This is a genomic window from Ureibacillus sp. FSL K6-3587 (genome assembly GCF_038593165.1).
Classification (GTDB): domain Bacteria; phylum Bacillota; class Bacilli; order Bacillales_A; family Planococcaceae; genus Ureibacillus; species Ureibacillus suwonensis.
On record NZ_CP151969.1, the window covers coordinates 842,737 to 866,358 of the forward strand.

Below are 23,622 nucleotides of genomic sequence, written 5' to 3' on the forward strand. Positions count from 1 at the left end.
GTTTCACCACCTTCATCTACTTTTTAAAATCTTTTTCTTCCAATATGAAAATATCTTCAACCTTTGAATCGAACAATTTGGCGATCATCAATGCCAACGGAAGAGAAGGATTATATCTTCCCTTTTCAATGGAAATGATGGTTTGTCTCGATACCCCCAACAGTTCAGCCAACTTGTCCTGCGAATATCCGAATTCTTGTCTGAACTTTGCTAGATGATTTTTCAAGTTTTTTCCTCCCTTAATATAAAGGATAATGTAAAATAAGCTTTACATCAAGCACCCTTTACAATAAAAAATTCCAAAAAAATTTGGACGCCTTATAGACGTCCAATTCCCATTATTCGTGGTCTTTTTGAAAGATGGCATATTGGCCTTTCCCTTTTTTCTTTGCGGCATACAAAGCCATATCCGCCTTTTTATACAGCATTTGCTTTGTATCCCCATCATCCGGATAAAAGGAGATGCCGATACTGGCGGAAACCCCTGTTTTATTCACATCCTTATGTTGTTCAATGAAATCATTGATTTCTTTAATGATGTTCCTCGCCACTTCTTCCGCTTCTTCATCTGTCGTGGAGTTCAGGATAACGACAAACTCATCGCCTCCGTAGCGATAAACCGCACCGTTCTTTGGAATGACCGAACGGATAATATTGGCCACTTGTTTCAGAAGCGTATCACCTGCCTGATGGCCCAAATCATCATTCACCACTTTAAAATAATCCAAATCGATCATGAAAAATGCCGTTTTCTTTCCTTTTTTCGCCTTTACCGCTGACTTTAATTCATCAAAGGCGGAGCGGTTTGCCAGTCCCGTCAATCGGTCATGGTAGGCCAAATACATCGGTCTTGCAATGACAAAGGAAATTACAAAAACAAAGCTGAAGATAATGAACAGTTGAACGATAAACATTTTTCTGTATTGGACCAGATTGGCGCTCCAAAGTCGATCATCATAGATGATTTCTATGACTTTGTTCTGGGCGAAATCTTCATCAAAAATCGAATCGTAATATATGTACCGGAAAGTGGCCGTTTTGCCCCGCCAATCCCCTTTTAGTTCATTCGTTTCTTTTGAAGTCAACGTCGCTTCGAAGGATTCACGCTCTTTTTTCGTCAAACTTCTTTCGTTGAACGACTTACCCAAAGCCAGTCCGCCAATATTTAAAATGTTGACATCGTAAATATAGGGATATAATTTTTTTAATTCATCAATGGTGTAAAAAAAATTGAAAGCATTGTAAACGGCGTTTTCATTTAAATTGTAGCTCAATTCAATAATATATTTTTTATCGGGCGTAGCCATATAACTATATTTTTTTACATTCCCCGTTTTTTGTTCGATATCCATCGTATCATGATAAAATTGTCCCGACTCTCTCCGTTTATCCAATAAAGACGCAAGTTTTTGGCAACAATCATTAAAATCGAGTCCGATATCATCCGGAAAACTGCCATGAGTGATCACATTTTCTTCGTTGATGATATAAATGTGCATCCCCAATTGTTTATATAATTCCTGAAAATCCCATTCATCAAAATCCGGATTTTCATTATACATCCGGATAATCTTGCCCGTATTTTCTTCCATTGCAACAGCGGTGTTTTTATCCAACAGTTGAATCGCTTTTTCATAAGTTTCGATAGAATCTTTCATTGTTTTTTCAATCCTGGTAAATTCCAATTCATTTTCCTCTATTGTTTGATCCCTTAGGTGTATATAGTTTATGACCGCTATCAACGACGAACTAAGTATGGATAAAACAACGATACTCACAATTATTTTGAATCTTAAATTAATCATCGATCTCACCACGTGCCCACTCAAATTCTATCGACCTTGCCAGCTCGATAGTAAAATCATGCTTTTATTAACAACTATCATTCATTATATATAACTATCAGCTCAATTCAAATGTCTAATTAGTAAAAATTTTTTAAAACTTTATTACTATGACTAAAAATTTACAAAGACTTTGTTACTACCAATAATGGTTTTTATCATTTTTATGTTTTTTATAGTAAAAACAGTGAATAAAATGGAAGGCCTCCGAATGGATGCCCCCCAAAAACTTGTCTATTTCCCTATTTATAAAAATATACCGCCAATTCCCAGTCCAATCATTACCACATAAACAGGATGAACGTTGAATTTTTCAAGGGCAATATATGCTCCCGCGATGAGTAGGAATGTGGCAATCAATCCGATCATGTCATAGGAAGTTTTCGCAAAATCAAAAGTCATTTCCGCAAGCAATACCGCAATCGCCGGCAGCACGAAGCTGGACAGCCTTTTCACCCTTTGGGATTGGCGATAGCGGTATAAAATGTTGAGCAAAATCAGCATTGCCATTAGTGAAGGGCCAACCGTCGCAAACAAGGCCACAATCGCTCCCAGAATACCTCCAACTTCATAGCCGATGTATCCGGCCATTTTCGTTGCAATCGGCCCGGGCAAAGCATTTCCCAATGCCAGCACTTCACTGAATTCCGTTGTTGTCATCCAACCATACTTATCCACCACTTCATGCTCAATTAAGGGAATGGAAGCCGGGCCTCCGCCATACCCCAAAATCGCCGGATAAAAAAAGGCTAAAAATAACTGGATGTAAATCATTGTTTCTCCCCCTTCTTAACAGGAAGAATCAGCGCAACGGCAAGCAACGCCGCAATGATGATTCCTGGATGAAGCTGAAGAATCAGGATTCCGATGATGGAAGCGGCAAAAATGATTCCGCCAATTTTCCAACCAAGGGAGTTCTTCGATTTTTTCAGGAAGTCCAAAGTGAGCACCCCAAGCATGACCGTTACAACCGGAACCACTCCGTTCGTCATGCCTTTAACAAAATCAAAATCTTTATATTGATTGAGAACAGTCAAAAAAAGAATCATTAAAATGACCGTCGGCAAAATTGTGGCGACTAAAGCGTTGATCAAACCGGGCCAGCCGCCAACCCGATAGCCGATATATCCGGCCATTTTGGTTATGATAGGGCCGGGCAAGGTATTTCCAATGGCCAAAACATCTGCAAATTCTTCTTCGGTCATCATATGAAATGTATCCACCACCTCTTTTTTGACGAGCGGAATGGAAGAAGGGCCTCCGCCAAAGCCCAATATGCCGGAACGGAAGAAGGCAATAAAGATTTCTTTCTGCCTTGCCATGATTGATCCCCTTTCAAGTCAGAAAACTTTCCATTTTATTGTGGTTAGGGTTCAAATGATATACTCAACTTGCCCATCGTTTTAATAAAAAATCCATTTTCAGTTTCTTATTTCCCGCTAATATCCCAAAGCCACCCCATCTCCACGGGGATCCGCACCGCCAAATTTGACGCCTTTTTCATCGATGTAAATAGCTCCGGCATGGCCCATCAGTTCCGTCAACTCTTCCATCGTTTCCACTTCATGGCCGAACGCTTCCAATTCTTTACGCACTTTTTCCGGAATCCTGCTTTCCATTTTTAGCGTATTGGAAGTTGCTCCCCATGTTCGTCCATATAGAAATCTTGGAGCTTCGATGGCTTCTTGCACATTCATGCCGTAATCGATGATACGCGTTGCAAGCAGCGATTGGGTTTGGGGCTGCCCTTCACCGCCCATTGTTCCGTAAAGCAGCACCGGCTTTCCATCCCTCATGAGCATTGCGGAATTGAGCGTATGGAAGGAGCGTTTACCTGGTTGCAAAGAATTTACGTGCTTTTCATCCAGAGAAAAGAAGCAGCCCCGATTTTGGAATAACACCCCTGTTCCTTTTGGAATAAAGGCGGAACCGAACTCATGGTAAATACTCTGGATGCAGGAAACCGCATTGCCTTCTTTATCCACTGCCGCAAACCATACGGTATCGCCTTTCGGATCCAAGGCGGACAATGTCGAAACATGCCTGCTTTTCATTATTTTCTCGGCAAACGCAGCACCCCGATCCGGACTCAGCAATTCCCTCAACGGAATGTCGTGGAAAGCCGGATCTGTCAAGTAAGCGTCCCTGTCCCGGAAAGCGTATTTTATGGCCTCCACCAGTAGATGGTAGTACTCTGCTGTACCTTCCCCAATCTCTTTTAAATTCACATGATTTAATATATTTAAGATGGATAAGGACGCCATTCCCTGCGTATTCGGCGGCAGATTATAGGCCATATATCCTCGATATGGCAAGGAAATCGGTTCGACCAATTCACTCGTATGATTTTTGAAATCTTCCCTCGTCAATATGCCGCCGTGCTTCTGCAAATCTTCCGCCATCCGATCCGTCAATTCACTATCGTAAAAATAGTCCGCCCCATTCTCTGCAATGAGCCCCAGCGTAATCGCCAAATCTTCCTGGATGAAGACGTCTCCCACTTCATATGGCTTGCCATCCTTTAGGAAGATGCGGGCAAACTCTTCAAATCGGCCCAATGCCCGGAAATTTTGGTCCTCTTCATCCAAATTGACTTTCGTCCAATGGTGCTGGCTTGGCGTTACCGGGAATCCTTCCTTGGCATAGTGGATCGCTTGTTGCAGCAACTTGCGCCATGATAGTGTGCTTCCCATTGCCTTTTGTCCGTACTTATAAGCCGTGTCCCACCCTCGGACCGCTCCTGGCACCGTGTTTGCCGCAAGCGGTCCACGGGCGGGAATGGAATCATATCCTTTGGAACGGTAAAATCCGATGTTTGCTTTTTTGCCGGACCTGCCACTGCCGTTAACGGCTTTCACTTCTTTCGCTTTGGCATTATAAATAAGCCAAAAATTGTCTCCCCCAATGCCATTCATGTGCGGGTAAACCACCGCAATTGTCGAAGCCATCGCTATTGCCGCTTCGATTGCGTTTCCCCCCTCCTTTAAAATGGAGAGGCCCGCCTGTGATGCCAAATAATGTGGCGAAGTTACCATGCCATTCAACGACATCGTTGCCGCTCTATATTGAACCATCCACTCATTTCCCCCTTCCTCAAATCTACGTAATTTTCATTTTATTCTGTAAATTCGAATTGTAAAGACAAAAATAGATTTTTTATCATTTTATGGAGTTAATTTCATAATTCTCACCCCTTGATTTTCAAGGGATTCAAGACAATAAAAAATGGGTACCTCCCCAAATTTCGTTATAATGGTAGGTAACCAAACAAACCATACGAAAGAGGTGAGTACCCTATGACTATTGTAAAACAAATTTCTCTTTTTGACATCCATCAATTATTAGAAATGGAAAGTTCCCATCGTTATGAAGCCATTTTTAGTGTGATCGACATTCAGCCTATATTTCAATTGTTTTCTAAAAAGACATTGAAAGGTGCACCACGTGAATTGAATGATGGTGCAATGATTCAATCGCTGATTATACGTATTGTCGAACGTATTCCAACTATCAAGGATTTAGTCAAACGTTTGGTTCATGATCCTTTATTTCGTTTCGACTGTGGATTCCTTGTGTCTGATGTCGTACCATCTGAAAGCTCTTATTCACGCATGATTCAAGTCATTAGTGAATCAGATGTGCTAGATAAAATGAACGATACACTCATCAAAACAGCGATGTTGGAAGGCTTTCTAAATGATGAACATGTCGCCATCGATGCGAGTCACTTTGAAGCTCGTGATGCTTTCACACCATCAGAAAAGAAAGCACCTAAAACTCCTAAAAAACGTGGTCGTAAAACGAAAGCTGAACGAGCTGTTTGGTTAGCCGAACAAGTAGAGAAAAAAGGAAATCAATCAACCTATGAAAAAGAACTGAAAGAACAGCTGGATATCCCATTAGAAACCCTTTGGAAGGATGTACCGATTGAGCCAAAATGGGGTGTGAAAAAGAATAGTAAAGGAAAAAATACATTCTGGTTTGGTTATAAAGCACATTTAGCTGTTTCGACGAAAAGTCAATATATCATCACTCGTTTGATGTCCTCAGGTAATTTAAGTGATTGTAAAGCTGCGATTCCATTATTGAAAAAACTTCATCACTTAGGAAACGGTCAATTTACAATAGCTATATTTGATGCTGGTTATGATGTTGAACCTATTTACCGTCAAGCCGTATCACAGTCCATGCGAGTCGTGATTCCTTACAACGTTCGCCGAGAAGGAGAATATATAGGATTCGATGAACATTTTCGTCCAACCTGTGTGCGTGAACATAGTTACCAATATGACAGCTTTGACGCTAAGTACAATACATTAAAATTCACACGTCCAAAGGAATGTGCAACTTGCCCATTACGAGAAGACACCCTTTGCCAAAAAGTTTTCAAAATCAAATGTGATATAGATATCCGTAAATTTACCTATCCAGCACGTGGGACAGAACGATGGAAACAGCTTTATCAAGAACGTACAGCAGTCGAACGCGTTAACGCTTATTTAAAGGAATACTTTCAATTAAACAATGTCCGTCATCGTACAGGAAAGAAAGCAAAAATGCATTTCAATCTGGTGACGTTAATTTATAATACCTGCAAACTAGCAGTTGATCGAATCAATGCTTTATTACAGCAACAAAACCAAGTTGCATAATTTAAAAAAAACAAAGTTTTTAGTATAGGGGTACTCTATACTTCAGAAAAACTATGATTTATGAAATTGATTCTATGGAGAAATTTAAGTATTTTTGATAAAGTTTCCAGCGTTTTTCCGCAAATCCGCCAATGCCAGAAACGGCTTTCCGCTTTCTTCTTTAATCATCGAGAAAATCTGCTTGGTTTATTCTTGAACCTTCGACAATCAAAAAGACATTTCTCGGGAAATAATTCAAAAATTCCTCTTTTTTCACAGGAAATGGATTTCTTTTTCTGCCATTTGCAACGATTTCTGTATTCTTTACTCAAAAATAAGAGACCAGCCGAACAAAATTCGACTGGTCCTTTTCATCTATTTCCTTCATTCATAACCACACGCAATTACATATTTTAATAGATTTATTGAAACTTTCAAAGGAATTAGCAAAAATCATGAAGAATTTTTTATTTGCAAGCCGGATGTGCCAAAGTTTATGATATTCCAAATCTACTCGTCACTATGTTTTTGCCATCCTCATGGTCTTATGAATCGGATTTTATCTTTATCGGAAGAAAATCAAACAAAAATAAGTTCATCAAAAAAGGAAAAGGATTTCGGAATTCCCGTCTCCTTTTCCTTTTTTCATCCGTACTGTTTTCAAGCAACCCAATCAATATTTATTCGACACTTTCAACAATGGCGGAACCACCAATGCTGCGGCAAAGGCAGCCAGTGTCGCCTCGGCGATGCCGTTTGTGAAAAATACCATTAAAATGGCCGCAATAATGCCGTTTATCCCATCCGCATTGACCGCTTTTGCATACGCATCATGAAAGATCAAAGCGATCGAACCCATGATTAGAAAAGTGTGCAAAACGGTGGTCAGCAAACCTGTCAGAAATAAAGACCATTTCTCCTTCGACAATACTTTTTGAAGCGTTTTATTAAGATAATATGGGACAACCCCAACGATCATCCTTGGCACGATGGCAATAAACAACGCCCATATGCTGCCATGGCTTGTCCCCAAAACCGGAACGGCCGGAGAAAAGGCGAAGGATAAAAGCGTCGGAGCCATCGTATTGGTGACGACACTCGAAATTCCAAAGGCAAGCCCCAGAAATGCCCCGATTCTCGGACCTAATATAATCGAAGCGATAATGATTGGGACATGGATGATTGTTGCTTTGATCACTCCTAAATGGATAAATCCAATAGGTGTTAGAGCAAATAATAGGATGATTGCCAAAAACACAGTGGTCAATGTAAACTCTCTTATTTTCATTGTGAAACCCCTTAGTGTAAGTTATTGTTGGAAATAGACGTATTCTATAAGATTTCCCCATACATGCCCGAAACTGTCATTCATCAAATATTACTCAAAATGAAAGGCCGCTTGGAAGGAGTGTCCCTCTCCAGCAGGCCGCTTTATTCATAACTGACCAGGCCAACAGCTATTTGCTTGGGAAGGCGAAATTGGCTTGGGAGTCCTCGCCCACATCCAGCCATTTTTCGGAAATCGTTTTTCTTTTGGTGAAGAAGTTCGCCTGTTCCGGTCCAAACATAACGCCCGTGCCGAAATTCGAACGCTTCCAGCCGGCGAAGTTATGATAACCCACCGGAATCGGAATCGGCACGTTGACACCCACCATTCCCACTTCAATTTCATCCTGGAATTTGCGGGCTGCTGCGCCATTATTCGTAAAGATGGTAACACCATTTCCAAGCTCATGGGAGTTGATGATATCAATCGCTTCCTGCAAAGAGTCGGCTCTCACAACAATCCGCACAGGGCCGAATACTTCATCCTTGAAAATTTCCATCTCCGGCGTCACTTCATCCAGCAATGTTGGACCCAGATAAAAACCGTTTGAAGATTTTGCGATTTCCGGATTTCGTCCATCCGTTACGGGTTTTGCCCCTTCTTTCAAAGCCCGCTCAATATATCCGAGAATCGTTTCCTTGGACTCTTTTGAAATCACCGGGCCAAAATCCACTTCATCATCTGTATATGGACCAACTTTCAATTTCCCAATTTTCTCCTTTAAGATGGCCACAAATCGATCGGCCGTTTCTTTGCCGACCGGAATCGCCCCCGAAAGCGCCATACAACGCTGGGAAGCCGCTCCATAAGCTGCTCCGATGAAGGCGTTCGCCGCTTTTTCCAAATCCGTATCCGGCATGACAATCATGAAATTTTTCCCGCCGCCAAGGGCTGCCACCCGTTTGTTGAATTTTGTTCCTGTTTGATAAATATACTCTGCCACCCGGGTGGAACCTACAAAGTGGACGGCTTTTACCGTTTCATTTTCAAGCAATTCATCGACCGCCTCTTTATCGCCATGAATCACCGTCCATACACCATCCGGCAATCCCGCTTTCTTCCAAAGGTTCGAAAGATAGAGGGCAGAAATCGGCACTTTTTCAGATGGTTTTAAAATCACTGCATTCCCAACAGCCACCGCCATGCTTGTTTGCGCTAACGGCACCATCACAGGAAAGTTGAACGGTGAAATGGCGGCCACGACCCCAAGCGGGTCTTTCCGGGAAAACATATTGATATCGCCGCCGACATTCACCGAATATTCCCCTTTGACCATATGTGGCGCGTTAATGGCAAGATCCACCGATTCCAAACCACGCTGAATTTCTCCGCGGGCGTCTTCCTTTGTCTTCCCGCTTTCTTCACAGATGATTTCAATTAACTCTTCTTCATTTTCATTGACCAATTGGCGGAATTTCTGTACAATCTCTCCCCGTTTTCCCCCTGACAACGCCTTCCATTGCGGAAATGCCTTTTTCGCCATTTCAATGGCTTGTCTCACTTCTTCACGGGTCGCCAGCGGCACCTGAGCAATCACTTCTCCTGTGCACGGATTATACACATTGGAAAAACGGCCACTGGTGCCGGATACCAACGTGCCGTTGATGAAATGTTGCAACTCGCGAACTTTTTGTTCCACTGCCATTCCATACACCCCTTAAAAAATTTTTTATTACAATAGCACTTTTATCCATTTTTGTCCATATATGACTGACCTAATGAATAAAAGGTATCAAACAACAATAAATCCAAATCCCCTTTCAAGACTATTGATGCCGAATGGACATACCCTCTCTTTTTTCAAAGCTTAAGATTATCCAAATATAATAAAAATGTTCACATGCAAATGCTTCAATCATAAGCATATTCGAATCAATCCATGTTTCAAAGCTGCCACACTTTTGCATATTTCTTTCAAAAGTGATCACTCAACCATACAACAATTGCAAAGGCAAAAACTTATCATCTCCCAAAGGAATCTTGTCTTTCTTCTGTTCATCCGCAGACCGCTGTCATAGCCCCGGACCATAAACGATAAAGTAAATTATGATGAATTCCTGATTCCTTCGAGGTGATTCCGTTTGAGCCACTACAAAAAAGCGGCACTTCAAAAATGGATGGATTTGAAAATTGATGTCTCCTTCCTGAAGGTGATTGGCTGGGAACAGCTGCACAATGTGACACTCACCTTTTTAAATGAAATCCTGGAACGGGAACCGAGACAAAAAATTCAACGCATCACCATGATTTCCAATCCCTTTGTTGAAGAAAATCCGCTGGCACCCATTCATTTTACCGGCATATCCAAAGACGGCAAAAAACTGCATATCTTAATCAACTTTTTTAATCGTTTCGATATCGTGAAACGATCTCTTTATTACGCAACAAAAGCCTATGCCGACCAAAAGGAAAACGACTTGCACCCCGTCATTTTCATCAACTTTTTAAGCTATGCATTATTCAATCAAACAGAAAACTTTCAAACGGTTTATCTATTGCAGGAGCAACATGCCGGCACTCCCCTCCGTGATGCTTTTGAATTGCACTTTATCGAATATCCAAAATTGATACGGGATTTTGAAGCGAAAAAAGTCGACCCGTGGAACGACGCAAAAGCAAGATGGCTTCTCTTGCTTTCCATCGTCGACCATCGCAATGGAAATGTGTACCACGACATTTACAAGGAGCTGGATTTGATCTCTTTAAGGGATGACCATATTCGGGCGGCATTAAACCGTTGGCGGGAGTTGAGCCAATCAAAAGAAGAAATGGAAGCCTATGAAGAACGATTGAAGCAGACCCTTGATGTGGAAGTGGAAGTGCGGGAAGCAAAGCGCCGGGAAGAAGAAGCCTTTGAAAAGGGCGCGAAAAAGCTGCAGGTGGAAATTGCCAAAAAAATGTTGGCGGAACAGATGGAGATCCAATACATTTCAAAAATCACCGGGCTTACTCTGAAGGAAATCCAAGAGTTGAGGTAAGATGTCACGAACAGAAGCCATGCCATCTGATAACAGACATCACAACGGTTTTTTTATCTTAATGTTTGTTGGTTGACTAATAGGAATATATAATGATAATCTATCTCTTGATTTTAATTATTTGAATATTAATAATCTTCAAAACATGCATCCCGCTATTAATCTTGAATCAATAATGGGGAGGGGTTTCAAATGAACAAATGGCTTTTCGGTATTCTGGTCGTATTGACCACTTTTTTAATGGGTTCTTCTTTTGCAGTCGGAAAGATCGGTCTTTCTTATACTACACCGCTTTTATTAGTCGGCATACGCTTTTCCTTGGCAGGAGTGATTATGGCCATTGCTGTTCGATTATTGCGGATCCCTCATCCCAAATCCTTTTCCCAATGGGTCAAGATCGCTGTCATCGGTTCCTTTCAAACAGCTGGCGTTATGTCCTGCATCTTTCTCAGCTTGCGGACAATTCCAGCGGGGCAGTCTTCCATATTAACATTTATGAACCCGCTTTTAGTCGTCATCTTTGGCACGATTTTCATGAAGTTATCTTATAGCCCACGCCAATGGACAGGTGTGATATTAGGTTTTATCGGGGTATTTATAACCCTTGGGGCACAGTTAAGTTTTGAAATCGGATCTTTACTCGCCTTTCTTTCCGCAGTTTCATGGGCGATCGGCACATTGCTCATCAAAAAATGGGGAAATGATTTCAATACGTGGCTATTGACGGCCTTCCAAATGTTATTTGGCGGCATCATCTTGCTTATTGGCAGTTTGATTTTGGAAAATCCCCACTTCCAAGTAACCGGCACATCCATTTTTATCGTATTGTGGCTCGCCATTATGGCATCCATCGTCCAATTTGCCGGCTGGTTTTATTTACTTCAAAAAGGGGATCCCGGCAAAACAAGCGCCTTTTTGTTTTTGGCCCCATTTTTCGGTGTTCTTTCAGGATGGGTATTATTGGATGAAGCCATCAATTCGTATGTAACCATCGGAGGTCTTTGCATATTTACCGGAATCTTCTTGGTGAACTGGACTGGCAGCAGAAGTATCGAGGTCGGCTCCTTGGAAACATCCATTGAAAAATAAAAACGTTGCTCTCAACGCAACCCTGCCAAATAAAATGGGCATAGCAGTTCCGTTTACTTCTGCTATGCCCCTATCATTTTATTAAGCATCCGGTCTTAAAATCCTATCAGCGAAAGTCATGTGAAAATTTCAAAATATCCTTGCACAAAAAGCCCTGACTTTTTATCCCATGCTACAAACCCGAGCATCACCTATTAAACTTCTTCCACTTTAAACCTTAACACCGTTTTTAATTTTTCAGGTGCCGTTTTTCTCGGATCTGAAATATAGATTTCTTTATGGGTTTTTTCTGCCCGCTTTACATTGTTTTCTGCGCAATAGGATTCCATCCGTTCGAAGGTCTTCCATTCATCATCGAAACTGCCGATGTGCATGGCTTGCACGCATAACCCTTCCATAATCGTTTCAAACCGGACCTGATCCACATCCAAATTCGGTTTTTTCTTCTTCACCGTATCCCGAGCATATTGAAACAATTCTTCCGTTACAAAATCCGGTTGCCGAATCATCAATTTATACACGAGGTGGTTTTTATCCAAATAATCTTTCGTTCTTCCTTCTTCATCCAAATCCCAATGCCCTTCCAATGGAAACACGGTATATTCATAATACCCTTCCGGCGTAATCCCCTTTTTGGGCATCATCCGGATCGCATAGGATAAAGCATAAAGAATTTCGATATGCTCCTGGAATGGTTTCTCGTTTGGATTACCTTTGCCGTCAATCGTAAAAAATTTCATGGTCGGCACATCAATGATTGTCGGTTGCGTGGAGGGCAAGTAAAGTTCTTTTAATTGTTTTTTCCATTCAAATTTACTCAATTGTCATCACTCTTTTCTTATTTTATAATCAGTTAAATACCCATATTATTGCATACGGTTTTCGGAAAACGCTTTCACCTGAAAAAAGCATTCCCCAATATTGGTGACACTGCATTTTGGGGAACATCGTGGAAAAATACCTGATTGCATGGGTGCCATACTGGAAACAACAATCGCGCTAAAGAAGGGATCAAAATGACGAATATTCTTCTAATCTTAGTTTTGCAATTAATCTATGTTCCGTTGCTTACATTACGCACCATCTTTTTGGTGAAAAACTTGACATTTCTTGCAGCTATGATTGGAACATTGGAAATGCTTATCTACGTCTTTGGGCTTTCCCTCGTATTCAATGGAGACCAAAGTTTGCTTGCCATGATTGTGTATGCGGTCGGCTTTGGACTGGGCATTTTTTTAGGAACAAAAATTGAAAATAAATTGGCGATCGGTTACGTGTACGTGACCATCAATACGCAAACGAAAAACCAGGAATTGATTAACGCCCTCCGCTCCAACGGTTTTGCCATCACGACTTATGTTGGGGAAGGTCGGGACAGCGAACGTTATAAATATGAGATTTTGGCCAAACGGAATCGGGAGAAGGAACTGTTTGAGCTGGTCAATTCCATCGAACCTAAAGCGTTCATCATTTCTTTTGAACCGAAATCCTTCAAAGGCGGGTTCCTTGTCGATCGGATGCGGAAACATAAACATCACTGAACGTTGGAACTGCTCCTTTTTGAAAAGGGGGCGGTTCTTTTTCCTTTACCCCACATATCTCCGCAATATCCGGTCCACCGATGGACCGTATGATTCCCCAAATAAAATCAAATGCACCAATAAATAATAAAGCTGATACAATTCTTTTCTTTCTTCATATTCCGGCGAAAGCGGGAACACCGACTGATAGGCTTCATAAAACTTCCGGGAAAAGCCGCCAAACAATTCCGTAAAAGCAAGATCCATTTCGTGATCGCCAAACAGGACTGCCGGATCGATCAAATATGGAGTTCCACCTGGCCCCGTCATCCAGTTTCCTCCCCACAGATCGCCGTGCAATAAACAGGACTTTGGTTTCCTTGGAATCCATTCATCCAGCCTTTCCATCAATTTCACTAACCTTTTCTCACGGGCTTGTCCAATTCTCCCATTCGCCTTGCCCCGCTTCCATTGGCCGGCTAAGCGGACATCGCGGTAATATTCCACCCAATCATCCATCAATCGATTTTGCTGCGGCAGTTTGCCAATATAACTTTCTCCATCGAATCCATACCCTTTCGCTTCAGCAAGATGCATGGCCGCAAGACGTTCGCCTAATAGCACATCTGTATCATGGGTCCGTTTCCCTTCAATCCATTCCAGCCAAAGCATTGGCACCCCTTCTGCTTCCAGGCAGCCTAAGACGTCCGGTACATTAATTGTATTTGTCGCCTGAATCATTTTCAAACCGCGCTCTTCAAATTTGAAATACCCAATTTTCATCTGTTGATTCAACTTCACGAAATATTCGCGTTCATTTGTTTGCACATAAAATGCTTGATTACTGTCACCGCCGGAAACCGGGGAAATCTTCTGGATGTTTTCTTCAGGAGAAATCATTTGAAGACCTTTACTGATCATTTGAATCAATTGAATCACCTTCTTCCATTTTGATTATAAAAAATTGCACCTCCAAATGACCATATGCATCATCATTCGGAGGCGCAGTTTTATTGAGTTCACTATTCTTCTTCATTTTCCTCTTCATCGGAACCGAAGATTGTTACGATTTCATCGGATTTTTTACGCTCTTTTCCTTTTGGAAGCTCATCGAAATAACCGAATTGCACCATGCCCACAATGCGTTCGCCAGGTTTTACGCCCAATGCTTCACGGAATGATGGTTTATCCAAAAACTCCGGAGTTTTCCAGCAGCTGCCGATGCCGTAATCCCAGGCAAGCAGCATCATATTTTGAATCAGTGCACATGCCGCCGCAAAGTCTTCCAAACGTTCTTTCTGACGGGAATCTTCAGGTACGATGACAAATACATAACCACCTGGCGTTGTGAATTTTTGCATGCGCTTTTCCACTTCTTCTTCCGGCAACGTTCTCCAATCCGGTATCGTCGTATTTCTGAGCAATTCGTGAAGCTTTTTCAGCTCTTTGCCGCATGCAACAATGAGTCGCCATGGTTCCCGGTTTTGATGGTTTGGCGCCCATACAGCATCATCTATGATCTGAAACAAATCTGCTCGGTCTACAGGCTGTCCGTTGAATTTTTTTATTGACCGTCTGCCAATAATGGCTTCTCTTACGATTAATGCTTGGTCATTCATTCAAACATTACTCTCCTTAATAATGAAGTTCAACGATTTTACTATTATCTCCAAACAACCATATCATAAAAAATGTGGAATTTGAATATCCATTATTTTGGGTCTTATTATAATTATATATTAATACACCTTTTCTTTCTCAGCTTCAAAAGAACGATATTAATAGAATATATCATCAATTTTAAAGAAATAATATTGAATATTTGGCGTATAAGCATAGGAATCTGAATAATCGTAGTGGCGATTGGCGCTGGGTCCTGTATGGGCATGAACGTAAGGGACGCCGTCAAACACACTCGTGACGATTACGCTGTGGTCAATGACTCCATCCCCTTGGAAGTCGTAAAAAATCACATCTCCAGGTTCCAATTCGGAAGGCGAATAAACCCGTTTCGCCGTCAGTCCCGTTTTGGCACTTTCCAAATACCATCTCAAACTATGCGCAACAGACCAACTATAACTCCAGGTTTCCCGGGGATAATGGTATTCTCTCGCCCCAGCTTTCCAACCATCCGTAATCCACCAACCTTTGCCGCGGTTCGGATAACCGGACATTGGCGCTCCCCCTGCTCTTAACGCTTGTGAGACAAAGTTCGTGCAATCAACCGTAAACACGGGGTAATTGGGATTAAAGGAATTCCACCAAGTTTTCGCGTATTGGACAGCTGCATCCCGATCATAATAAATCGCTATTTCTGTACCTCCTTTTTCATCATCTTATGAATCCGATGTTCAAATTTGAACTTCTATAATTGGTGTGTCCCCTTTCAGAAAAAACTGTAAAATTCTGATACAATAATAAATATCACTATTTATGTTCAAATTCTTGTTTTTACAGTAAATTTTTGAAATGATTTTTATGATGTTAATTTCAGGTAATATGAATTGAGAGGAAGTTGGCATTGGTGCAGCATGCTGAAAGAGAAATCCGTGAATGGACCCGTTTATGCGATAAAAAGGGAAATTTGAATCCGGCTGCGATTGGTTATGCCAAAAAACCAATTATTGAATGCAATCTATCGGGCCATTTTATGCGGAAAAAGAAATGGAATTATTGGTGCTGTTACGGCGAGGATATTTTATTTTCCGTGACGGTTTGTCACTTTGATTATGCCGTTTCTTGTTTTGTCTACTTTTTGGAGTATGAAACCCAACGATTTTTTGAAAAAATGGTCACCATTCCTTTAGGTGTTGTCAAAAAACTAAAAATGCCTACCCAGGTGCTTGACCCTGTCCGGTTTACAAAAAGCGAAATGAACGTCAATATCTCGCATATCCAAAATCAAACCTTGCTGACAGTCAATTGTGATAACTTTGACAACGAACCCCTTAACGTCAATTTAAAGATTTTGCACCCCGTTGACGATGAATCGTTGAATGTGGTAGTGCCTTGGAACCGGCAAACGTTCCAATTTACTGCCAAGCATCACATCCTGCCTACCAAAGGATTTGTCAAACTTGGAAACAAGCGCTATGAATTTCATGAGGACGATTGTTTCAGCGTATTGGACTTTGGCCGGGGAGTTTGGCCAAGGGAGGTCGTTTGGAATTGGGCAAATGCTTCACAACGCCTTCGCAATCATCGGGTGGGACTGAATTTTGGCGGCAAATGGACGGATGGCACTGGAATGACGGAGAACGCCATATTCGTCGATGGCAAAATGACCAAAATCCACGAAGACGTAATTTTCGAATATGATCGTTCCAATTTCAAAAAGCCATGGTATGTGACGACAAAATTTTCCGATGCCGTCATGCTCACTTTCCACCCATTTTTTGAAAGAGTGGCAAAAACGGACCTGAAGCTTGTGCAATCAGAAGTGCATCAGCTAGTCGGTTATTATAACGGCAAAGTCAAATTGGAAGATGGCAGCATTCTGATGATTCAACAAATGTTGGGATGCATTGAGGAACATGTGGCAAAGTGGTGAGCCGGTTAAAATCTTTCTGTCGAATGCGGGAAACTTGAAGGGCGAATATAGAAAGCGATAGGTTTTCTAATTCGCTTTTTCTTTTTTATGGAATAGAGGTTCTATCCCGGATCATAAAGATGCACGCTTCCCTTAGGTGCATGCAACAAAAAAAGACCTTGAATCAGGCCTTTTCCTTTTTCTTTCCAATCCAAATCCAACCATAATAAACTCCCCAAAAAATGAGAGGCACTTAAAGCACCAAGTATCTTTGACCGTTAGGAAGAAGCATAAACAATATTAAGGAATTGAGTGAAACGGTATGATCAGTACAACATATTTTTTCCAATCCATCATTTCACCCCATTTGATTAATAAGCTATGCCTTTTTCCCGTCAACTGCCCATTGGCGTTTTCCCGGCCGATACAATTCCCCGTATGCCGCGCCTCCTAAAATGAACGCGGCACCGATCATTTGCACGAAACTTAACGTTTCATCCAAAAATAAAGCGGAAAAGACCAGGGCGGAAAGGGGATCCAAATAGCCCAGAATCGACACCGACTGGACAGGCAAATGGCCAATGGACGAAAAATAAAGATAGCAGCCGATTCCTGTATTTACAATGCCCAAAACAAGGACTGGCAGCCAATTTCCTTCCTCCACATGGACGAAAAACCCCTGCTTCACGCCCATAAACACAGCGACCGTGATAAAGCCGATGACCAGTTGGCATGTGGCATTTTCAAGCCCCGAAACGCTGACAGCTTTTTTATTGAAGATTATGATGGCCGCATACATGATGGCCGATAAGATTCCGAAAATTAATCCCCATGAAATTTCCCCTTCAAGAAACGCATGGCTGTTGACGCAAAACAGCCCGAGGATGACAGAGAAAAAGCCGATGACTTTCGAGCTTGTCATCTTTTCCTTAAATAGGAGCGGCGACAGCATCATGACGATGATGGGACCGCAATAATATGCCAAAGTGGCAATGCTTACCCCGATTCGATTGTATGCTTCAAATAAAAACAGCCAGCTTGCTCCAAGGGATACACCGGAAATCACCAAGTACAGAAAGTGTTTCTTATTTTTCCAGAACCTGGCCTTTTGTTTTGTCAGCACAAAAATCAACACAAGGAAAATGCCGCCAATAAACGTCCGCAAATAAACGATTTCATAACTGTTCAATAAAATATAGCTTGCCACAATCCCGTTTGAACCGAATAGCAGCAATGCAAGTATATATTTCGCATATGAGGCCGACTTCATTTTCTGTTCCCCTCTCCATTATTAAAGGTAAGCGTATAATAAAAAAGAACTTTCATCAACCATAAAATGACAAAAAATAATCCCCTTTGAACTCATTCAAAGAGGACGGAACTTCCTTATTTGGGCTGTTTAAGCATTTCGTTCATTTCTTCCGGACAATCGGTAAATATCCCTTCCACTCCCAAATGCCGCAACACTTCCACTTGTTCTTTATTATTGATGGTATATACCCGAACCGGAATCCCTGCTTTGATGGCCTCCAGCACCGGACGCCGGGTCACCGCCCTGTATGCGACGTGAAGGGCCTTGGCAGGAAATAAAGTGCGGTACCATTTCATATTCAAAATGCTGTAGGAAAACAGCGGGGCACTTTCAATATCCGGTGCCAACCCGACCATCCGCTTGACGGCTTCATGATCGAAGGATGAAATAATGACCCGGTCCTTTAACCGGAAGTTTTCCACTTCTTTCAGCACCATTTCTTCGAGCCCTGGATATATCAATTTGTCGGACTTCAATTCAATATTAATTTTGTGGTGCGTATCTTTAAAGAGATCCAACACCTCCGCCAATGTCGGGATTTTTTCGCCGCGGAAATTTTTGTGAAACCAGGATCCAAAATCGAACTTGCGCAATTCTTTCAGGGTCATATCTTTAACAAAGCCTTTTCCATTGGACGTGCGGTTGATTTTTTCATCGTGGATGACCACCAATTCCCGGTCTTTTGTCAGATGAACATCCAACTCCACTCCGGTAATGTCCAGTTTTGCTGCCGCTTGAAAGGCTGCGAGCGTATTTTCAGGATACTTTGATGAATAGCCTCGATGGGCAAAAATTTGCATTGAAACTCCCTCCAAAAAGTGCGGGAAATACATCCCCTACTCCACAAAAATGCGGTCCAATTCTTTTCTCAATAAATAGCGTATGCGTTCCCTTTCAATAGGAACCAATCCCATTAAAATATGTAACGCAAGTCCATCAATTAACGCATGCAAAAACACAATTTCTTCTTCTAAAACAATTTCTTCTTTTAGCATCCCCGCTTTCTTTAAACGATGCAAAATTTCCGAAATCGCTTCATGAACCGATTCTTTTTGCAGCTCTTTTTTGCGGATTTTATATGAAACATATTCCAGCCATACTTGCATTTCCACTTTCTTTTCTTCCGGTGTGATCAACTCCATCAATATATTGAGTACTTGTTCCTTTGGTGGAAGCGGACTTTGCAGGTGGCCCATGATTCGTTCCGTTACTTGTTCTTCAACGAGCTGCATCGCAAATTCCAACAGTTCTTCCTGCGTCTCGAAATAATGACGCACTGCTCCCAGTGAAAGATTCGCCTCCTTTGCAATGGAACGAACAGAAGCGCCGCCAAGCCCCTCCCTTGCAATCACATTCCACGTTGCTTTTGCGATGATTTTTCTTCTCTCTTCATGGTCAACTAGTTTTGGCATATTTTTATTATAGCATTATTTAATACACTTGTATTATTTAAAAATATGCTGTATTATTTTAATACAACTGTATTAAATAAATTTTCATGGGGGTATGGATTGAATGCTTTTTTGGATTATCACTGCTGAAATCGCCTTCTGGATTGTCATTTTTTCAGGGCTTTACACTAGATATATATTGAAACGGGATAAGCTGAGCATCTTCCTGCTCTTGCTCACCCCGTTGATTGATTTTGCTTTGCTTGTACTCACGGCCATCGATTTGAAAAATGGAGCAACGGCCACTTTTGCCCATGGTCTGGCCGCCATCTATATCGGGGTTTCCATCGCCTTCGGAAAATCCATGATTGCTTGGGCAGACGGCAAATTCCAAACTTGGGTATTAAATAACCCTTTGCGGAAAAAAGTTTTGTATGGCAAAGAGAAAGCCGTTTATGAGATGAAAATGTGGGGACGCCATCTGATCGCTTATATCATCGGGGGAATCCTGCTTGGCCTCATGATTCTGTATATCGGCACCGGTGAAGGAACACGTCCGCTGCAACGCGTTATAAGCGGATGGACCGTTGTATTGCTGATCGACTTTCTCATCAGCTTTTCATACGTTGTGTTTCCAAAAAGAGAAAGAGAAAGTTTATAATTTTTTGCACTTTCAATGAACAAAGGCGCTTTTTTCATTCGTTTATGGAATGAAATACTATCAACCTTCAAAATGTAATTCTAATCGAGTAGGAGGGAGCGATTAACTCCCGTCCTCTCACACCACCGTACATACGGTTCCGTATACGGCGGTTCAATTAAGATAATTGACGCAAGTTTTCATAACTTCCGTGAATAGCTGTTCTCTTTATGCCAGTCGTCACTCCACCCTCCAAGAGGTCTCCCACGGGATTCACCGCTTCCTTCCTCAAGTGAGGTACTACGTTTTCTGTGTTCATCATGACTCACTGAATGCCAAGGGCTATTCTCTCTTCATTGTTCGGTCCTTCTTAGTTGTTCTAGACCAACTAATACTATGACCTCTGCTGACTTCTGACGGTTCAGCTACCTATCGCTAAGTAGGTTATGAAGCGTACTTCACATATCCGCCAGACCTCCCCGGGTAAGTACATGCACTTTCACACCATCTATCCGCCTCATTTACTCGATATGACCTTCGACAGAAAGAGCTTTGTTTTGTTAGGCAAACTCACTCAATCATACCTAGCCTTATATGAGGTTCGTGTTCCTCGGACCGGTGTTTTGCCTCCAGCTTCCTTCAGATTCCGCGTCACCACGGACACCCTTGCTCTTGGCTAACCTCTACTTCTGTCTTCGGGGTTCGGGACTTACACCCTATAGTTCATGTACATGCCGGGCGCACCAAGAAAAACCATCAGCAAGAATCCCCTGCTGATGGTTTCAAGTCATTCTTTTACTCTCAATAATCTCATACTATTCAAGGATACTAAAAGCGTTGCGCCCATATCCGAAAAAATCGCAATCCATAAAGTCAGCCAGCCAGGCACCACCAGCAGCAAAGCGAGAAGCTTCACGCCCAATGCAAATGCAATATTTGCCTTGATTACGGCCAATGTTTTCCGGCTAAGCTTGATGGCAAAAGGAAGTTTCCCCAAATCATCGGCCATCAGCGCCACATCGGCCGTTTCCAAAGCTGTATCCGAACCTGCGCTGCCCATGGCGATTCCCACTGTGGATGCTGCCAAAGCAGGGGCATCATTGACCCCGTCTCCAACCATCGCCACCTTGCCGTATGCTTTGCCCAATCCTTTTACATGCTCCAATTTCTCCTCTGGCAACAATTCCGCCTTCACTTCTGAAATGCCGACCGCCCTTCCGATGGCTGCGGCTGTCTTTGCATTGTCTCCCGTGAGCATCAGCGTCTTTTGGATACCCATTTCATGGAGCTTACGAACAACTTCTTTGCTGGAATGGCGCACTTCATCAAGAGCGGCAAAAATTGCATAAATCTCCTTTTCCGTGCCGAATAATATTACCGTTTTCCCATCGTTTTGAAGGGATGCCACTTTCTTTTCAATCTCTTCCGTCACCCGGCCGGCAAACCAAACAGGGCTGCCGATGGAATACGTTGTTCCGGCTATCGTCCCTTGAACACCTTTTCCGGTGATGGCCTTGAAATTCTCTATATCATGATTAAGAGGTTCCACTCCAAGCTCTTCCGCTTTCTTGACGAACGCACGGGCAATCGGATGATTCGAACATTCTTCCAAAGCGCAGGCAATCGACAGCGCTTCTTTCTCATGGATTTTATCACTTAACATGATAAAATCCGTGACCACAGGCGCCCCCTTTGTCAACGTCCCTGTTTTATCAAAGGCGATTGCTTTCAAGGACCCCAATTCTTCCAAATAAATGCCGCCCTTAATCAGCACTCCTTTTTTCGCTGCGGAGCCAATGGCCGAAACAATGGAAATCGGTGTTGAAATAACAAGGGCACACGGGCATCCGACAACCAATACGGACAATCCTTGATATACCCAATCCATCCAATCGCCACCCCAGAGTAACGGCGGCACAATCGCAACAAGAAATGCAACAGCCATAATCGCCGGTGTGTAATATTTGGCAAATTGATCGACAAACGTTTGTGCAGGGGCCCGTTCCGCCTGGGCTTCTTCTACGAGTTCAATAATTTTGGAAATCGTCGTATCTTCCACATATTTTGTCACTTTGACTTCCAAATGTCCTTCTTCATTCAACGTTCCCGCAAACACTTCATCTCCTGGCTGTTTTGCCGCCGGAATCGATTCTCCGGTGATGGCGGCTTCGTTGACGGAAGAAGACCCCTTTATGACAATGCCATCCATTGCCACTTTCTGCCCGGGCTTTACAATCATGATGTCGCCAATCACCACTTCTTCAACGGGAACAACCGTCTCTTTCCCATTTCGATAAACAGTCGCTTCATTCGGTGCAATTTCCATTAATGATTTAATTGATTTTCTCGCTTTGTCCATCGAATGGCGCTCAAGGGCTTCGCTGATGGCAAATAAAACGACCACCACCGCCGCTTCCGCCCATTCCCCGATGATCGTTGCGCCGAAGATGGCAATCGTCATCAGTGTCCGCATATCGAAATCGAGACGGAATAAATTATTGAGCCCGGTCTTCAACAATGAAAAACCGCCTATGAGGACGGAAGAAATAAATAATAATGCGGTGATTAGATTCTCTTCCCCATTGATGAATATGGAAATTGCTCCTAGCGCGATCAACAGGCCGGAGTATAATAACGGATGATGTTTTTCAAAAAAAGATACTTGTTTTTCATGCCCCGTTTCCGGATGCTTTTCCGCCCGTTTTTCCGGATAGACTTTTAAGTTTTCAAAAGCACCCGCTTTTTCCAGTTCTTCCACTGTCGCATGCCCAACAACGGTAATTTTCGATGCGCCAAAATTCACTTTCGCATCCTGCACACCCGGCAATGTCTTCACGTTCTGCTCGAATTTCCCTGCGCAATTCGCACATGTAAAACCCTCTACACGATAAATCTGTTTCATTTCACTCATCTATTGCCACCTCTTGTTGATGATGGAAGGCGATTTCAATCAATCGCTTCACACATTCATCCGTCAAGGAATAATAAACAAATTTCCCTTCTTTCCTCATCTTTGCAAGCCCCAAATTTTTTAATAATCTCAAATGGTGGGACGCGGTTGCAGTGGATGCGTTAATAACATTGGCAACGTCGCAAACGCACAGCTCATCTTCCAATGCCAAGGCATAAGCGATTTTGATCCGTGTTTCATCCGCCAATGCTTTAAAAAGTTTCGCCACTTCCAGAGGGTTTTGATGGGCTAATTGATTTTGAATTCTCGCCACTTTTTCTTCATCGACATACGTCACTTCACAAATGCTGATTTCTTCCGGCAACGGCTTCACCCCTCCAACATTCAAATATATGTTTGAATATTAGTTTAAGATATTCTTGCGTTATATTCAAATGAATGTTTGAGTGT

The 23,622-nt window shown here is 42.3% G+C and carries 23 protein-coding genes; 6 read left to right on the top strand and 17 right to left on the bottom strand.

Going from position 1 to position 23,622, the window contains the following annotated elements:
- Positions 1-16 precede the first annotated feature (16 nt).
- The 5 genes from NSS77_RS04125 to ggt form a co-directional block, all read right to left on the bottom strand.
- Positions 17-226 carry a helix-turn-helix transcriptional regulator gene (locus NSS77_RS04125; RefSeq protein ID WP_342470523.1) on the bottom strand — a complete coding sequence of 70 codons (210 nt, stop codon included), beginning with the start codon at positions 224-226 and terminating at the stop codon, positions 17-19.
- A gap of 112 nt (positions 227-338) precedes the next feature.
- Positions 339-1,658 (bottom strand): GGDEF domain-containing protein, encoded by a 1,320-nt coding sequence (locus NSS77_RS04130; RefSeq protein WP_342470524.1) that lies wholly within the window; start codon positions 1,656-1,658, stop codon positions 339-341.
- Between the two features lie 432 nt (positions 1,659-2,090).
- Entirely contained in the window at positions 2,091-2,618 is a 528-nt protein-coding gene (locus tag NSS77_RS04135) for a chromate transporter (RefSeq protein WP_342470525.1), read from the bottom strand.
- Positions 2,615-3,166 (bottom strand): chromate transporter, encoded by a 552-nt coding sequence (locus NSS77_RS04140; RefSeq protein WP_342470526.1) that lies wholly within the window; start codon positions 3,164-3,166, stop codon positions 2,615-2,617. Before NSS77_RS04140 ends, NSS77_RS04135 begins: the two co-directional genes overlap by 4 nt.
- Before the next feature lie 117 nt (positions 3,167-3,283).
- The gene (ggt, locus tag NSS77_RS04145) at positions 3,284-4,918 is read right to left on the bottom strand and encodes a gamma-glutamyltransferase (RefSeq protein ID WP_342470527.1); all 1,635 of its coding nucleotides are present in this window, start codon (positions 4,916-4,918) and stop codon (positions 3,284-3,286) included.
- Positions 4,919-5,140: 222 nt separating this feature from the next.
- On the opposite strand from ggt, the gene NSS77_RS04150 reads away from it, so the two are divergent.
- Positions 5,141-6,496, top strand: a complete 1,356-nt coding sequence (locus NSS77_RS04150) for a transposase (protein ID WP_342470528.1) — start codon at positions 5,141-5,143, stop codon at positions 6,494-6,496.
- Between the two features lie 652 nt (positions 6,497-7,148).
- On the opposite strand, the gene NSS77_RS04155 is transcribed toward NSS77_RS04150, so the two are convergent.
- Together NSS77_RS04155 and NSS77_RS04160 are read right to left on the bottom strand one after the other, a co-directional pair.
- Positions 7,149-7,763 (bottom strand): ECF transporter S component, encoded by a 615-nt coding sequence (locus NSS77_RS04155; protein WP_342470529.1) that lies wholly within the window; start codon positions 7,761-7,763, stop codon positions 7,149-7,151.
- 169 nt (positions 7,764-7,932) lie between these two features.
- Entirely contained in the window at positions 7,933-9,447 is a 1,515-nt protein-coding gene (locus tag NSS77_RS04160; RefSeq protein ID WP_342470530.1) for a CoA-acylating methylmalonate-semialdehyde dehydrogenase, read from the bottom strand.
- A gap of 436 nt (positions 9,448-9,883) precedes the next feature.
- On the opposite strand from NSS77_RS04160, the gene NSS77_RS04165 reads away from it, so the two are divergent.
- Complete coding sequence (locus NSS77_RS04165; protein WP_342470531.1) at positions 9,884-10,780, top strand: Rpn family recombination-promoting nuclease/putative transposase; 897 nt, start codon at positions 9,884-9,886, stop codon at positions 10,778-10,780.
- A 192-nt stretch (positions 10,781-10,972) separates the two neighbouring features.
- Positions 10,973-11,869 carry a DMT family transporter gene (locus NSS77_RS04170; RefSeq protein ID WP_342470532.1) on the top strand — a complete coding sequence of 299 codons (897 nt, stop codon included), beginning with the start codon at positions 10,973-10,975 and terminating at the stop codon, positions 11,867-11,869.
- Between the two features lie 194 nt (positions 11,870-12,063).
- Here the strand turns inward: NSS77_RS04170 and NSS77_RS04175 are convergent, their stop codons facing one another.
- Positions 12,064-12,690 (bottom strand): GyrI-like domain-containing protein, encoded by a 627-nt coding sequence (locus NSS77_RS04175; RefSeq protein WP_342470533.1) that lies wholly within the window; start codon positions 12,688-12,690, stop codon positions 12,064-12,066.
- Between the two features lie 195 nt (positions 12,691-12,885).
- On the opposite strand from NSS77_RS04175, the gene NSS77_RS04180 reads away from it, so the two are divergent.
- Positions 12,886-13,410 (top strand): DUF2179 domain-containing protein, encoded by a 525-nt coding sequence (locus tag NSS77_RS04180; protein ID WP_342470534.1) that lies wholly within the window; start codon positions 12,886-12,888, stop codon positions 13,408-13,410.
- A gap of 45 nt (positions 13,411-13,455) precedes the next feature.
- On the opposite strand, the gene NSS77_RS04185 is transcribed toward NSS77_RS04180, so the two are convergent.
- The 3 genes from NSS77_RS04185 to NSS77_RS04195 all read right to left on the bottom strand — a co-directional run bounded on the left by NSS77_RS04185 (position 13,456) and on the right by NSS77_RS04195 (position 15,701).
- Entirely contained in the window at positions 13,456-14,310 is an 855-nt protein-coding gene (locus NSS77_RS04185; RefSeq protein WP_342471190.1) for a fructosamine kinase family protein, read from the bottom strand.
- A gap of 101 nt (positions 14,311-14,411) precedes the next feature.
- The gene (locus NSS77_RS04190) at positions 14,412-15,008 is read right to left on the bottom strand and encodes a nitroreductase (RefSeq protein ID WP_342470535.1); all 597 of its coding nucleotides are present in this window, start codon (positions 15,006-15,008) and stop codon (positions 14,412-14,414) included.
- Positions 15,009-15,167: 159 nt separating this feature from the next.
- Entirely contained in the window at positions 15,168-15,701 is a 534-nt protein-coding gene (locus tag NSS77_RS04195) for an amidase domain-containing protein (RefSeq protein WP_342471191.1), read from the bottom strand.
- 209 nt (positions 15,702-15,910) lie between these two features.
- Between NSS77_RS04195 and NSS77_RS04200 the strand changes: the two genes are divergently transcribed.
- Complete coding sequence (locus NSS77_RS04200) at positions 15,911-16,939, top strand: DUF2804 domain-containing protein (RefSeq protein ID WP_342470536.1); 1,029 nt, start codon at positions 15,911-15,913, stop codon at positions 16,937-16,939.
- A gap of 358 nt (positions 16,940-17,297) precedes the next feature.
- On the opposite strand, the gene NSS77_RS04205 is transcribed toward NSS77_RS04200, so the two are convergent.
- The 3 genes from NSS77_RS04205 to NSS77_RS04215 all read right to left on the bottom strand — a co-directional run bounded on the left by NSS77_RS04205 (position 17,298) and on the right by NSS77_RS04215 (position 19,642).
- On the bottom strand, positions 17,298-18,188 hold the full coding sequence (locus NSS77_RS04205) for a DMT family transporter (protein WP_342470537.1): 891 nt from the start codon (positions 18,186-18,188) through the stop codon (positions 17,298-17,300).
- Positions 18,189-18,304: 116 nt separating this feature from the next.
- Positions 18,305-19,030, bottom strand: a complete 726-nt coding sequence (locus tag NSS77_RS04210) for a glycerophosphodiester phosphodiesterase (protein ID WP_342470538.1) — start codon at positions 19,028-19,030, stop codon at positions 18,305-18,307.
- A 36-nt stretch (positions 19,031-19,066) separates the two neighbouring features.
- A complete protein-coding gene (locus tag NSS77_RS04215) occupies positions 19,067-19,642 on the bottom strand; it encodes a TetR/AcrR family transcriptional regulator (protein WP_342470539.1) in 576 nt (191 codons plus the stop codon).
- A gap of 103 nt (positions 19,643-19,745) precedes the next feature.
- Between NSS77_RS04215 and NSS77_RS04220 the strand changes: the two genes are divergently transcribed.
- Positions 19,746-20,282, top strand: a complete 537-nt coding sequence (locus NSS77_RS04220; protein ID WP_208650921.1) for a hypothetical protein — start codon at positions 19,746-19,748, stop codon at positions 20,280-20,282.
- A 157-nt stretch (positions 20,283-20,439) separates the two neighbouring features.
- On the opposite strand, the gene NSS77_RS04225 is transcribed toward NSS77_RS04220, so the two are convergent.
- The 3 genes from NSS77_RS04225 to NSS77_RS04235 all read right to left on the bottom strand — a co-directional run bounded on the left by NSS77_RS04225 (position 20,440) and on the right by NSS77_RS04235 (position 23,536).
- Entirely contained in the window at positions 20,440-20,583 is a 144-nt protein-coding gene (locus tag NSS77_RS04225; protein WP_172597784.1) for a hypothetical protein, read from the bottom strand.
- A gap of 465 nt (positions 20,584-21,048) precedes the next feature.
- Positions 21,049-23,172, bottom strand: coding sequence for a heavy metal translocating P-type ATPase (locus NSS77_RS04230; protein ID WP_342470540.1), 2,124 nt, complete (start codon positions 23,170-23,172; stop codon positions 21,049-21,051).
- The gene (locus NSS77_RS04235) at positions 23,165-23,536 is read right to left on the bottom strand and encodes a metalloregulator ArsR/SmtB family transcription factor (protein WP_342470541.1); all 372 of its coding nucleotides are present in this window, start codon (positions 23,534-23,536) and stop codon (positions 23,165-23,167) included. The genes NSS77_RS04230 and NSS77_RS04235 overlap by 8 nt, the downstream gene beginning before the upstream one ends.
- Positions 23,537-23,622 lie beyond the last annotated feature (86 nt).